This window comes from Metabacillus malikii (assembly GCF_030813355.1).
Taxonomy (GTDB): Bacteria; Bacillota; Bacilli; order Bacillales; family Bacillaceae; genus Metabacillus; species Metabacillus malikii.
In genome coordinates, this window is the sequence record NZ_JAUSUD010000009.1 from 49222 (window position 1) to 63953 (window position 14732).

Genomic DNA, 14732 nt, shown 5'->3' on the forward strand with positions numbered 1-14732 from the left:
CAAGGAAAAGCGAGCGACATCGAAAGTAAAAATCAATACATGTTTACGAAAAATAACAAAAAGAAAAGGACTGACAAAAGTCAATCCAACGTTTTAAACATGTTTATTTAATACTTCTGCTAATGCTTCTTTTGGTTGATAGCCAACTGCTTTGTCAACTACTTCTCCGTCTTTTAGTACAAGTAAAGTCGGAATGCTCATTACTCCGTATTTCCCAGCTGTTTCTTGGTTTTCATCAACATCCACTTTTACGATTTTCACTTTGTCACCCATGTCAGTATCTAAGTCTTCTAATACTGGAGCGATCATTTTACAAGGTCCACACCAAGGTGCCCAAAAGTCTACAAGAACGACACCTTCGTTTGTTTCATTTGTAAATGTTTCATCTGTTACATGTGTAATTGCCATTATGATTCCTCCTATATTGTGGGGTAAATTATGTTTAAAGTATAGCATCCAGTGAAAAAGTTAGCTATCATTTTGCTTCAATCGTTAATTTTCCCTGTTGTTACTCATTCAAAACATGCATTTATTTAACATTTAATTTTAATTTTTTTATTTCTTCAGTTAGCATTGGAACAACTTCAAATAAATCTCCGACTATTCCGTAGTCAGCTACCTGGAATATATTTGCTTCAGGGTCTTTATTTATCGCAACAATTACTTTTGAGTTCGACATTCCTGCCAAGTGTTGGATAGCTCCAGAAATTCCGCAGGCAATATATAAATCAGGTGTTACGACTTTTCCTGTTTGACCAATTTGCAATGAGTAATCACAATAGTCTGCATCACACGCTCCGCGCGATGCTCCAACAGCACCTCCTAATACTTCCGCAAGCTCTTTTAGTGGTTCAAACCCTTCTGGACTCTTTACCCCACGACCGCCTGCAACAACAACTTTCGCTTCTGATAAGTCTACTCCTTCAGTTGTTTTTCTGACTACTTCTTTGATGACTGTCCGTAAATCTTTTACTTGGGTCTGTAATGATTCAATTTCACCTGTTCGATTTTCATCCTTTTGTAAGGGGTTAATATTATTAGGGCGGATAGTTGCAAATATTGGATTAGCGGTACAAATTTTTTTCTCAAATGCTTTTCCTGAGTATATAGGTCTAGTAAAGATAACATTGCCACCTACAAGTTCAATTTCTGTTACATCTGAAATTAACCCAACATCTAATTTTGCAGCAATTCTAGGTGCAATATCTTTTCCTAGAGCAGTATGTCCGATGATGATACTTTGAGGATTTTCCTTTTCAATAATTGAATGTAATGCTTGGGTATATCCGTCTGATGAATAATTACGGAGAAGGGGGTCTTCAATTGTAATAACTCGGTCAGCTCCGTAATGAAATAATTCATTGGCAAGAGGTGTGATTGATTCGCCGATTAAAACCGCAACAACTTCGCCACCTTCGGAAATATATTTTCCAGCAGCAATTGATTCAAATGATATATTCCGTAATGTTTGTTCACGTGTCTCAGCTAATACAACTACTTTTCTCGTCATTGTCTTTCCCCCATTCATGTTTTTCCTCACCCTTACGTTTCCTCATATAATCTTTTTATCGCGATGAAGGTATGTTACTAGCTCTGCCACCTGTTCTTTCAGTTCACCTTGTAGTACTTTTCCTGCTTCTTTTTTAGCAGGTAGATATATTTCCAATGTCTTTGTTTTTGAACTTACATCATCTTCATCTATATCAAGGTCATCTAATTCCAATTCTGTTAATGGCTTCTTCTTCGCCTTCATAATTCCTGGTAATGAAGGATAGCGCGGCTCGTTCAATCCTTGTTGCGCTGTGATAAGTAGTGGTAAGGCAGCTTCAATGTGAGCTTCATCTCCCTCGATATCACGAACAATCGAAACTTTATTGTTGTTTAGTTGAAGTCCAGTGACCGTTGTAACATATGGGATGTTCATTAGCTCTGCTAAACGAGGGCCTACCTGTCCTGAGCCTCCATCAATCGTTACATTTCCAGTTAAAATTAAATCAACTTGTTTATCTTTGAAAAATTGAGTAAGCACTTTGGATGTTGAATATTCATCATATTCCTCTAAATCCTCTTCAATATTTATAAGTACAGCCTTGTCACATCCCATTGCTAATGCTGTTCGAAGCTGTTTTTCTGAATCCTCATTTCCAACCGTTACAACCGTTACTTCCCCGCCGTGTTCATCACGTAATGTGATTGCCTCTTCTATTGCGTATTCATCATATGGATTAATAATAAACTCGGCTTCTTCCTCACTAATTTGACCGTCTTTGATGAAGATTTTTTCCTCAGTATCAAACGTTCTTTTCATTAAGACATAAATATTCATCTTCGCTTCCCCCATTTTCATTTGATAAGAAATGATGAAACTGACGATGCATTAATGTTTAGCTTTTGGGTTTGTTATTACTTCTGGAAATTCCACTAATGTTCTAGAGTTTCTTATCTGAACTGATAGTGAAACTCTAGAAGGATGCAGGTGGCGTTTATATTAAGGAGGTTCTATTTCACTTCTCAGTAAAAGGATTATCGAAGTGGAAATGACACAAAATCTAACAACTATAAAAATAATACAATTTGATTGTGAAAATGATAATCCTCGACTGAATAATGTTTACTTGTTTTTATTTGCAAAACCATTAACAATTAAAGCATGGACTGGGTCTACTTGTTTTTCTAATTCATATTTCTGTTCGTTCATGACCCAAGTTGTTACAACTTCATCAATTGTTCCAAAGATCATTTGTCTCGCGATGCGATGATTAATAATGGGATTAAATTCACCTGAATCCATTCCTGTTTTAATAATATGGTCTATAACATTGAAATATCCTTTTAGCACTTCATTTATCCGTAGTCTAAGTTCCTTATTCGATTGTCTTAGCTCTAGCTGTGTTACGATTGCCATATGATGATCTGCAGCTAGTAATGAAAAATGTGTCTTGATAAGAGCGTAAAGTTTATTTGATGCTGTTGTTTCTGACTTAATCTCAGCTTCAATTTTCTCAATAAACTCTCCCATTTTTTCACGGAACATTGAGACTAAAATGTCTTCCTTATTTTTAAAGTATAAATAAATTGTCCCATCTGCGACACCGGCTTGTTTTGCTATTTTGGATACTTGTGCTTGATGATACCCATTTTCTGCTATTACGATAACTGCTGCATCAATAATTTGCATATATTTCGGTTTCGTTTGCTTCATTTTGTACTCCCCTTTTCTTCTTGTAAGACTTCTATTATCTGACGGGAAGCCATATTCAAATACTTTAGTTAGAAATTACAACCCGTGATGATGAATGAATAGTCATTCATAAATTAATCATAAGTTTCTCCTTTAAGTCTGTCAAGTTCTTTATGTAGCCTGTTTTAAAAATGCCGTAATATAAAGCAAGATGGAAAGAAGTATATCCCTTCCATCTTGCATATATTTACTTCGCGTCTTTTAGCTTTTCTTTTTCCTCTTCTATTAAAGCACGTCTAAGAATTTTCCCTACGGCTGTTTTCGGTAATTCTTTTCTAAATTCGTAATATCGCGGGACTTTATATGCTGCAAGATGCTGTCTTGCATATTCGTTGAATTCCTCTGATGTAGCACTGACACCTTCTTTTAACACAATATACGCTTTGACAGTTTCACCTCGATATGGGTCGGGTATGCCTGCTACAACTACTTCTTGAACTTTCTCATGTTCGTATAAGACTTCCTCAATTTCGCGTGGATAAACATTATATCCACTGGCAATAATCGTATCTTTTTTACGGTCTACGATATAGAAATACCCATCTTCATCCATGTATCCTATGTCACCAGTAAATAACCAGCCATTTTTTAACGTTGCTTCTGTTTCTTCTTTTCGGTTCCAATATCCTTTCATCACTTGTGGACCTCTAACAAGAATTTCCCCAAGCTCGTTTGGCTCTGCCTTTCGTCCTGTTTCCATTGACAAGATAAATGCTTCTGTATTAGGCCATGGGACACCAACGCTTCCTGGCTTACGTTTCTCCCAAAAGAAGTTTGCGTGAGTAACAGGAGATGCCTCTGATAGTCCATACCCTTCAACAAGCTTGCCTCCTGTTATTGCCTCGAATTGCTCCTGCACTTCAACAGGCAGAGCCGCAGAACCGCTAATACAGGAATCTATTGAAGATAAATCATACTCCTTAATATCGGGTTGATTTAATAACGAAATATATATCGTTGGTGCTCCTGGGAACAGCGTCGGCTTTAATTTATGAATTGTCTTTAACGTTTCAGTCGGATCAAACTTTGGCAAGAGAATCATTTTATAGGCTTGCATAACAGTGAGATTCAATACAGTAGTCATACCATATACATGAAAAAAAGGAATGATTCCAAGTATTGATTCTTCTCCTTTTTTACAATTGTACATCCATGCTGCACACATTTGTGTATTTGCTGCAATGTTATTATGAGTGAGCATAACACCTTTCGGAAAACCGGTTGTTCCGCCTGTATATTGCAATAATGCTACGTCTTCTCCTGGGTTTATTTTCGGTTCGTCAACTTCCGGCAAAGCATTTAGCATAATCTTTTTGAATAAATGTGTATCATCATGATGTTCTACCTTTACTACAACTTGATTTTGTCTTTTTTGTACAAATGGGTACAGGAGATTCTTAGGAAACGGCAAGTAATCTTTGATTCCAGTAACAATAATATGCTGTATTTTTGTTAACGCTTTCATTTTAGAAACCCTCGGGTATAATAAATCTAACGTTACAATGTACGTTGACCCACTATCATTTAACTGAAATTCCAATTCCCTCTCCATATACAATGGATTTGTTTGAACAACGATCCCTCCAGATAATAACACACCGAAATACGCGATTACAGCCTGCGGACAATTTGGTAGCATAATTGAAACACGGTCGCCTTTTTGAATACCTAATGATTGTAAATAGTTTGCGAATTTCAGTGATTGCATATAAAGTTCTGTATAACTTAACTCTTTACCTAGAAAGTGGATTGCTGTTTTTGATGGGTGTTCATTTGCGGCTTGTTTTAAATAGTCAAAGAGTGGTCGTTCTTCCAAGGTTATCAAATGAGGAATTTGTTCAGGATAATGACGTAACCAAGGTTTTTGATTTTCCATAAAATCTCCTCCTATAAATATTATTCTCTTTGAACCAACTAACTTACTATTATAATGCTAGCTGGTGGATAGGAGATTGTATAATTTGTCGTGAAGGTGCTGTTATGAATATTGGATATATTCTGTTTCCCCCTACCTTCTTATAGAAAGTATAGCAGATCTTTTTATTTTCAGAAATATGAAAAATGTTTAGTTTGATTATTAATGTCAATATACAGATATCTTTTCGTTCAATTTTAAGCCAAGATTCTTGTTATTGTTGCAAAATGCGTAACTCTCCATAACTTGGTTATTTTGAATATCTATAGAAAATGGGTGACTCAGGAAATCTGAGTCACCCATTTCGTCCCCGAAACTTTTAAAGAATGCCGTGAGTAATATTAAAAAAATGTTAAGTAAATAATTCCGATAATGATGAACAATCCACATAGTGCGAACATCACTTTTGCTAATGTTTCCATTTTTTATTCTCCCCTAAATACCTGCCCCGACTACGAATGAGAGGCCTACTGATATGACAAGCGATACAAAGCCAACAGCACGATTATCATTTTTAATCTCTTCATCTATTTTGAACTTCGGAGTCATAAACTCGAATATGAAATAGCCGAGTAGTAGTAATAGAAAACCAAAGAAGCCTGACCCCATCATTTGTAATAAGCTATCATGTTGTTCTATTGAATATTTAAAAACGTTTGCTATTCCGAATATTTTCCCGCCAGTTGCCATTGCTACTGACAAATTTCCGTTCTGAATTTCTTCCCAATTCTTATACTTGGTCACAAGTTCAAAGATGCTTAGAAACACGATAATGCATAGTACAGCTACACTATAGTAAGCTGTCGTCTCTACAATTTCATTCTCCCAGAAACCACTCATTTTATCTCTTCTCCCCGCTATTTGAGTTCGACGATTGTCACACCGTTCCCACCTTCGCTCGCTTCACCGAATCTAGTTTGCTTCACACTGCGATGGTTTTTCAATAGTTCTCTTACACCTGTTCGTAACGCACCTGTCCCTTTCCCATGAATAATTGACACTCGTGGATATCCGGCAAGAACTGCATCATCTAAATACTTTTCTGTTTTCATCAAGGCGTTATCATATCGTTCCCCACGTAAATCTAATTCTAATGATACATGATAATCTTTTCCCTTTACAGTTGCTAGTGGTTTATCTTGCACTGGTTGTTGTGGTCGCTTTATATACTGGAGATCTTTCTCCTTTACTTTCATTTTCATTATACCAATTTGAACTTGCCATTCGTTATCATTTATTTTCTCAATTAAATGACCCTTTTGATCAAAGCTAATCACTTTTACTTCATCACCAGGTAGAAAACTTTGTTTCGTATTAGCTTCATTAGCTGCTTGCTTTTTGCTTTTGTTAAAGACTGGTACGGCCTCTTCTAATCGTTTACGTGCCTCAATTAGTTCATGCTCTTTCACTTGAGCATGTTGTTCTTTACGCATTTTTCTTAACTCTTGAATAATCTTCTCCGCTTCCTTTTGTGCGTCTTCCACTTTCTTCGCGGCTTCTTGCTCAGCTTTTTCAAACAATGCATCTCTTTCATTATTTAAGGCAATGATTTGCTGTTGAAGTTCTTTATGGAGTTTTTCTGCTTCCTTGCGAATGTTCTCTGCTTCGCGCATTTCCTGCTCAGCTGACTTTTTACTCGTTTCGAGTGATGCAATCATTGAATCGACTTCATTACGTTCATCACTCATTTGCGCTCGAGCCGTCTTGATAACCCGCTCTTGCAAGCCCAGCCGTTTGGAAATTTCAAAGGCATTACTACGACCCGGTACCCCAATTAACAGTTTGTACGTTGGGCTTAATGTAGCAATATCAAACTCCACACTTGCGTTAATGACTCCTGGTCGGTTATACCCATACGCTTTTAATTCAGGGTAATGCGTTGTTGCGACTACTCTTGCACCGCGATTATATACTTCATCTAATATTGAAATCGCTAATGCCGCACCTTCCTGAGGGTCTGTCCCTGCTCCAAGTTCGTCAAAAAGCACTAAGCTGTTCGCATCTACCTTATCTAAAATATCCACTATATTGACCATATGGGAAGAAAACGTACTTAAGCTTTGCTCGATCGATTGTTCATCACCAATATCAGCATAGACAGCTTTAAAGACTGCCATTTCTGACTCTTCTAATGCAGGAATTTGAAGACCTGCTTGTGCCATTAACGTACATAAACCTAGAGTTTTTAAAGCAACTGTTTTACCACCAGTATTTGGACCTGTAATGACAATGGTTGTAAAGTCTGTGCCAAGCTCAATATCATTAGGGACAACTTCATTGCTTGGCAACAATGGATGTCTAGCCTTATACAATCTAACTCGTCCTTCTTGATTGACGGACGGTCTGATTCCTTTTATTTGTTTTGCATACTTCGCCTTTGTGAACATAAAATCCATTTCTGTAAGGCAATAGACATTTTGTAAAATTTCATCACTATGTTCGGCAACTTCTCCTGATAATAGGGTTAAAATCCGGTCAATTTCTACCTTTTCCCGAACCTTCGCTTGCTGTAACGTATTATTTAGTTCTACTATTACTTGTGGTTCTATAAAGAGCGTCGCTCCTGAGCTTGATTGATCGTGGACAATTCCGCCATATGAAGCGCGGTATTCCTGTTTAACCGGTAGTACGAAACGGTCATTACGAATTGTAATAATGGCATCTGATAACATTTTCGTTGCAGATGATGATCGGATCATAGATTCTAATTTATCTCTCACTCTAGCTTCAGTTGTTCGCAGCTGTTGTCTAATTCCTTTTAACGTTTCACTCGCACTGTCAAGTATATGTCCATTATCATCTATACATTGTGAAATGCTTCGTTCTAGTTCCTGACATATGACCATTTTATTTGATAGTTCTGGCAGGTGTTTTAAATCAACACCTTCGTCCACCATCTTTTCGATAAAGCGTTTCATGTTACGAGCTGCATACAATGTTCCAGCAACTTCAATTAATTCAGTTGCACTTAACATACCACCTATTTTTGCTCTTTTAACAGTTTGTCTTACATCTACTAACCCACCAAGCGGAATATTACCTTTTAATCGTAAAACTGTAGCTGCCTCGTCTGTTTGTTCTTGAGCAACTAAAACAGCTTCAAACTCATTTAACGGTATTAATGCTTTAACCTTCTCTTTACCTAATGATGATGAAGTATGTTTTATTAATTGTTCCTTCACTTTATCAAATTCTAATACGTGCATTACTTTCTCTTGCAAATCGGTAAACCTCCTATATAGAGAAGCTAAGTTCTGTACTTAGCCAATTTATAGACAAATGTCTCACTCTTTTTGTTGATGACGCTGTAAGAATGATTCTAAACGTTTAAAATCCCAGGTATTAATGACATTTTCACTGTTTATCCATCCTTTTTTTGCGGTTGATACTCCAATTGCCATATCGTTTAGCATATCTTTATTATGTGCATCTGTGTTTATAACTAGTTTTACTCCTGCCGCTTGTGCCTTCTTAATATGCTCGGCACTTAAATCTAATCGATTTGGATTTGCATTCAACTCCAAAGCAGTGTCCGTTTCCTTTGCAAGCTTTATTAACATATCAAGATCAACATCATACCCCGCACGTCTTCCTATGAGTCGTCCTGTTGGATGTGCAATTATATCAACATGTGGATTGTTAAGCGCCGCTTTTAAACGTTTCATAATGATATCTTGAGCTTGTGAAAAGCTTGAATGGATTGATGCAATGACTATATCCATTTCACTTAGTAATTCATCATCATAATCCAATGTTGCATCTGGTAAAATATCCATTTCGACACCTGCAAGGATAGTTATATCATTATATTCCTCATTTAAAGCACGTATTTCTTCTCTTTGTGCTCTTAAACGTTCTGGTGTAAGTCCATTTGCAACTCTCAAATATTGTGAGTGATCAGTAATCGCGATGTATTTATATCCTTTTTCACGGCAAGCTTCAACCATTTCTCTTATCGTATAAGCGCCATCGCTCCAAGTTGAGTGCATATGTAAATCACCTTGTATATGCTCTATTTCGACTAATTTTTCATCACCTGAAAACAGATCTACTTCCGACCCATCTTCCCGTAACTCTGGAGCAAAATGCGGCAAGTTAAAATACGAATAAAAGTCTGCTTCGGTTTCAAATGTTTTGATTTCACCCGTTTCAATATTTTCAACGCCATACTCACTTATTTTTTCTCCACGTTCTTTTGCTAGTTGTCTCATTCTTACATTATGGTCTTTAGAACCTGTAAAATGATGGAGGGTTGTTGCAAATTGTTCGTCAGTCACGAGTCGAAAATCAACACTTACTTCGTATTCATAACCTAATTGAATGGATACCTTCGTATCACCATTTGCAATAACATCCGTTAATAGCGGAATTGCTAGCAGCTTCTTTCGTACTACTTCCGGATTGTTAGTCGATATTATGAAATCCAAATCTTTAATTGTTTCTCTCATTCTTCTTAAACTACCTGCACGTGAAAATCTAACAACCTCAGCAATGTTGCTTAAATAAGCCTCTATTTCATTAGCAATTGGAAGCATAAATGCAAGCGGCAGACGTTCTGGGCGGTTTCCTGCCTCATCGATTGCAGCAAGAATTTTTTCTTCTGTTTTCTTCCCAAAGCCAGCAAGTGCTTGAATTTTGTTTGCTTCACAAGCCTCCTTTAGAGCCTCGATACTATCAATTTGCAATTCTTTGTATAGCTTTGCAATTTTCTTGCCGCCTAAGCCCGGGAGCTTTAACATTGGCAAGAGCCCTTTAGGAACTTCTTCTTCAAGACTATCTAGCACTTCAGACTTACCTGTTTCCACATATTCTTTAATAACCGCTGAAGTCCCTTTTCCAATTCCGGCAATCGCTGTAAAATCTTCAATAAGTGCTAAACTGCGATCATCACTTTCTAGTGCATTTGCTGCTTTTCGAAACGCTGATATTTTAAACGGGTTTTCTCCCTTTAACTCCATAAGTACGGCAATTTTTTCTAATAATCGAATAATATCCTTTTTATGTATGTCCATCAAATTTCACCTCAGTAAAATGATACAAATAATTCTGCTAAATGTACAATTTTCTATATACAAAAAAACTTCTCCATGTTAACTAGAGAAGTTAAGATATGTACTGAATCCAAAGTTCATTAATCTTATCAGAGAAAAATGGAGTATGATTAACTATTAAATCTGCTAATAATGATTGGTCAAGTAATTGCTGTAATTGTTCTACTGGAAGAAGTGCACCAATAAATAGTAAAATAAATAAAACTAAGTATGATTCCAAAAAACCTAGCAACATGCCTGCCAAACTATTTAATTGCTTTAATATCGGTAACAGTGCTACAAAATCTAACATTGAACCAATGATATGCATCGCTATTTTAGTGCCAATAAATAAAATCACGAAGGCTACTGCACGATAATATGCTCCTTCAAGGTCTTCACCATTTAATAATGAAAGCATCGCAGGGCCATCATTTGTGACAGGATAGGGCACCCATAACGTTAATTTCGGTGCAAGATCATCAAAAAATTGGTATGCTACAATATATGCAACAATAAATCCAGTCAGGTGAATAAATTGAAGGATAAAACCGCGTTTTAAGCCGACTAGTATCCCTAACAAAAGAATAATAATTAATACTAAATCAAGCATCTTCTTAGCTTCAATCCTTTTCTATGAGTTTCTCAAGCTTTTCAAGTTCTTCTTTTAACTTTAAATAATCATGAACAACATTAACTGCAGTTAACACAGCTAATTTATTTATATCAAGAGATGGATTCTTACTATTAATCTCTCGCATTTTATCATCAACGATCGAAGCAACTGCTCTTATATGACTGGTGCTTTCAGTTCCGATGATTGAAAATTGCTGACCATATATATCTACTGTTGTTTTCGTTTTTGGGCGATTTGACAAAGATAAATCCTCCATTTCTGCAAATCCTATTCATTATCATACCATGAGATATAACAATATGGGAAGATATTCAATCATTGAGATAAAACAAGACAGCAAGCTACAAATTTAATGAAAATAACCAATAATCCGACCTATAAAGTGGATGCGAAAGGATGTTATGATGGGCAATTCAGTTATACAAGTTGATTTATCCACGATAAAGAAAATGGAAAGCTATTATGCAATAAATAAGGTAACGAAAACACCACAAGGGGCAATTTTTTCCGCAAAAATTTCTGGGTGTACTCTTACTGCTTATAAATCTGGAAAAGTTCTTTTTCAAGGTACAAATGCAGAAGTTGAATCAAGTAGATGGGGAAAGACGCTCGCTTCAAAGGCGAAGCCAAACTTGAGTAAAACCCCTGAGAGATATCAGCCACCTCAAAATATTGCAAACCTTTCAATCATTGGTTCAGATGAAGTTGGCACTGGTGATTTCTTTGGACCTATGACGGTTGTTGCCGCTTATGTGAAAAGTGACCAAATATTATTGTTGCAGGAGCTCGGAGTAAAGGATTCTAAACATTTAAAAGATCCACAAATCGTTAATATCGCAAAAGACTTAATTCAGACAATCCCTTATAGTCTCCTTGTTTTACATAACGAAAAATATAACAAACTACAACAGCAAGGTTATTCTCAAGGGAAAATGAAGGCGTTATTGCATAATCAGGCGATTAATCACTTACTCAAGAAAATCTCTCCTGAAAGGCCTGACGGAATATTAATTGACCAATTTGCTGAACCTGCAATATATTTTAAACATTTGCAAGGAAAACAAATTGGAGATGAAAAATTTTACTTCTCGACAAAAGCTGAAGGCGTACATTTAGCTGTTGCGGCCGCTTCAATTATTGCGCGATATTCGTTTATTAAAGAGTTCGATCGAATTAGTGAAATAGCTGGGGTACAAATACCAAAAGGTGCTGGCGCTCAAGTTGACATAGCCGCAGCGAAGATTTTACGGAAGAATGGACGTGAATTTTTAGAATCGATTACGAAAAAACACTTTGCAAATACTGAGAAAGCAATTAAGCTTGCAAACAAGTCATAGTTATAATTAGATACATTGCAAAAGTTATTTTCCTTCAAATAAGAAAGAGGGTGACTCATATGCGTCAATACCCTTCAACAAGCACAAAAAGCTCGTGTTTGATAGGTCTGGCACTTTAGTTTGAGTTCACCCTCTAGTTTTTTAACTATTTACTAACCACGTAAAATAGCGCCGAATTGTTCTTCAACTGCTTTTAACACTTTATCATGGGCTTTTGACACATCTTCGTCTGTAAGTGTTCGTTCCGGGTCAAAATAGCGTAATGAGAACGCAACTGATTTCTTGCCTTCCTCAAGACGGTCACCTTCATATAAATCAAAAACAGAAACATCCTTTAAAATCTTGCCACCAGCTTGAGTAATCACTTTTTGAATCTCTCCTGCAACGACATCAGCATTAACAACTAATGCAATATCTCGACTAATCGAAGGATATCTTGGGATGACTTCAAAACGTGTCTCCTCGACCTCGACGTTCAGTATGTCTGCTAACGACAATTCAAATACATATGTTTCTGATAAATCTAATTCTTTTTGTACAGATGGATGTAATTGGCCAACAAATCCAATAAATAAATCTCCTAAATAGATTTCAGCTGTTCGTCCAGGATGCATATCATCACGTGTTGCTTGTTTAAATTCAACTTGATTTGATAACCCTAGTAGGTCAAATAATCCTTCTGCTATCCCTTTTATTACGTAGAAATCTACAGGTTTCTTCTCTGCTTGCCACATATGTGAATGCCATAGACCCGTTATTGCAACAGATAATCGTTCTTTTTCAAGTGGCTGCTTATTGCTTCCGTTAGCTAGGAAAACTGAGCCAATTTCATATAATGCTACTTGATCAATTTGTCTTGCAACATTGTATTTTAAGGCTTCTAGTAAATGGGGAAGTAAGCTTAAGCGTAAAACGCTTCGTTCCTCACTTATTGGTAATGAAAGCTTCGTTACATCTGTCTTTTCAATTGCAAATTTCCCTGCTTTTTCTTCGCTCGTTAATGAATAAGTAATCGCCTGATATAAGCCTGTGCCTTCTAAGTAACGTCTTACTTTTCGGCGTTTTTCTTGATAGCTTGTTAGTTTACCCGGGAACGCTTGACCGACTGGTAACGTTGTTGGGATGTTGTCATATCCATATAGTCGAGCAATTTCTTCCACTAAGTCTTCTTCAATTGTAATATCACCGCGACGTGTCGGTACTGTGACAATTAAAGTTGTTCCATCTAATTCAACACCAAATTGCAGGCGGTCTAAAATTGATTTCATTTCTTCTGCAGATACATCCATCCCTAAAACTCTATTAACCTTTTCGACTGTAGTTTTAACAATTACAGGCTCAAAAGTTTTTGTTTGGACTTCAGCAATACCTTCTAATACATCTCCACCAGCATATAACGAAATTAATTGGGCCGCACGTTCTGCTGCTGCATGAACACGGTTCGGGTCAACACCTTTTTCATATCGGGCACTTGCTTCACTTCGTAAGCCATGGTCTTTCGATGCTTTTCTAATCGTTTGTGCCGTAAATAATGCAGATTCAAGTAAAACAGTTGTCGTATCTGCTTGTACTTCTGAGTTCGCACCGCCCATTACACCAGCTAAAGCGACAGGCTCATTGCCGTTCGTTATCACTAAATGGTCAGGTGCTAAAGTACGTTCTTGTTCATCCAATGTGACGATTTTTTCGCCTGCTTTTGCCCGTCTCACAACAATTTCCTTTGAACCGAAGCGGTCGTAATCAAACGCGTGTAATGGTTGGCCATATTCTAAAAGGACAAAGTTTGTAATATCAACTACATTATTATGCGGACGTATGCCAGCTGCCATTAAGCGTGATTGCATCCATAATGGAGATGGTGCAATCGTAACGTTTTTAATCACTTTAGCAACATAAAGTGGATTGTCATCAGCTGCATCTATTCGTACTGCAATTACATCACTAGCCTTCTCATTTGAGCTTTCGTATGAGATTTCAGGGTACTTTACGTCACGCTCTAATATCGCAGCAACTTCATGCGCAACACCTAGCATACTTAATGCATCAGAGCGATTCGGTGTCAAACCCAGCTCTAAAACTGCATCATCTAATCCTAATTGTTCAAGTGCATCAACACCAACTTCGACATCGTTAGGAAAGACAAAAATCCCTTCAGAATACTCTTTAGCAACAAGCTTTGATTCAATTCCCAGTTCTTGTAACGAACAAATCATTCCATTAGATACTTCGCCACGTAGCTTTGCTTTTTTTATTTTGAAATTACCAGGTAGAACTGCACCAACTGTTGCGACTGCTACCTTTTGCCCTTTATCAACATTTTTCGCACCACAAATAATTTGAACGACTTCACCTTCACCAAGGTCTACTTGGCATTTATTTAATTTATCTGCATCCGGGTGCTGTTCCTTTTCAACTACATACCCTACTTTCACACCTTTTAGACCTTCGTTACGTACATCAACACTTTCAACTTCAATACCACTTCTTGTAATTTTCTCTGCTAATTGTTCTGGCGTAATTCCAGACAAGTCTACATATTCAGCTAACCATTTATATGATACAAACATTCTTG

Annotated in this window: 12 protein-coding genes; 1 reads left to right on the plus strand and 11 read right to left on the minus strand. The window is 36.9% G+C overall.

Annotated features, from left to right (window positions below; translation table 11 throughout):
* Nucleotides 1-93: 93 nt before the first annotated feature.
* The 10 genes from trxA to zapA form a co-directional block, all read right to left on the minus strand.
* Nucleotides 94-408, minus strand: coding sequence for a thioredoxin (gene trxA, locus J2S19_RS10505; protein ID WP_307341180.1), 315 nt, complete (start codon nt 406-408; stop codon nt 94-96).
* Nucleotides 409-529: 121 nt separating this feature from the next.
* Entirely contained in the window at nt 530-1510 is a 981-nt protein-coding gene (locus tag J2S19_RS10510) for an electron transfer flavoprotein subunit alpha/FixB family protein (protein WP_307341183.1), read from the minus strand.
* A 42-nt stretch (nt 1511-1552) separates the two neighbouring features.
* Entirely contained in the window at nt 1553-2326 is a 774-nt protein-coding gene (locus J2S19_RS10515) for an electron transfer flavoprotein subunit beta/FixA family protein (protein ID WP_307341186.1), read from the minus strand.
* 285 nt (nt 2327-2611) lie between these two features.
* A complete protein-coding gene (gene fadR / locus J2S19_RS10520; RefSeq protein ID WP_307341189.1) occupies nt 2612-3202 on the minus strand; it encodes a fatty acid metabolism transcriptional regulator FadR in 591 nt (196 codons plus the stop codon).
* Between the two features lie 226 nt (nt 3203-3428).
* On the minus strand, nt 3429-5117 hold the full coding sequence (locus J2S19_RS10525; protein ID WP_307341191.1) for an AMP-binding protein: 1689 nt from the start codon (nt 5115-5117) through the stop codon (nt 3429-3431).
* 474 nt (nt 5118-5591) lie between these two features.
* Entirely contained in the window at nt 5592-5996 is a 405-nt protein-coding gene (locus J2S19_RS10530; protein WP_307341194.1) for a DUF350 domain-containing protein, read from the minus strand.
* Between the two features lie 17 nt (nt 5997-6013).
* A complete protein-coding gene (locus J2S19_RS10535) occupies nt 6014-8377 on the minus strand; it encodes an endonuclease MutS2 (RefSeq protein WP_307341196.1) in 2364 nt (787 codons plus the stop codon).
* A gap of 63 nt (nt 8378-8440) precedes the next feature.
* A complete protein-coding gene (gene polX / locus J2S19_RS10540; protein ID WP_307341200.1) occupies nt 8441-10168 on the minus strand; it encodes a DNA polymerase/3'-5' exonuclease PolX in 1728 nt (575 codons plus the stop codon).
* Between the two features lie 91 nt (nt 10169-10259).
* Nucleotides 10260-10799, minus strand: coding sequence for a CvpA family protein (locus J2S19_RS10545; protein ID WP_307341203.1), 540 nt, complete (start codon nt 10797-10799; stop codon nt 10260-10262).
* Nucleotides 10800-10809: 10 nt separating this feature from the next.
* Nucleotides 10810-11064: a cell division protein ZapA gene (gene zapA, locus J2S19_RS10550; RefSeq protein ID WP_307341205.1), complete on the minus strand. Its 255-nt coding sequence runs from the start codon at nt 11062-11064 to the stop codon at nt 10810-10812.
* A gap of 163 nt (nt 11065-11227) precedes the next feature.
* Here zapA and rnhC point away from each other — a divergent pair, with 163 nt between their 5' ends.
* Nucleotides 11228-12160, plus strand: coding sequence for a ribonuclease HIII (gene rnhC / locus J2S19_RS10555; protein ID WP_307341209.1), 933 nt, complete (start codon nt 11228-11230; stop codon nt 12158-12160).
* 152 nt (nt 12161-12312) lie between these two features.
* Here rnhC and pheT read toward each other — a convergent pair whose 3' ends face one another.
* Nucleotides 12313-14727: a phenylalanine--tRNA ligase subunit beta gene (pheT, locus tag J2S19_RS10560; RefSeq protein WP_307341211.1), complete on the minus strand. Its 2415-nt coding sequence runs from the start codon at nt 14725-14727 to the stop codon at nt 12313-12315.
* Nucleotides 14728-14732 lie beyond the last annotated feature (5 nt).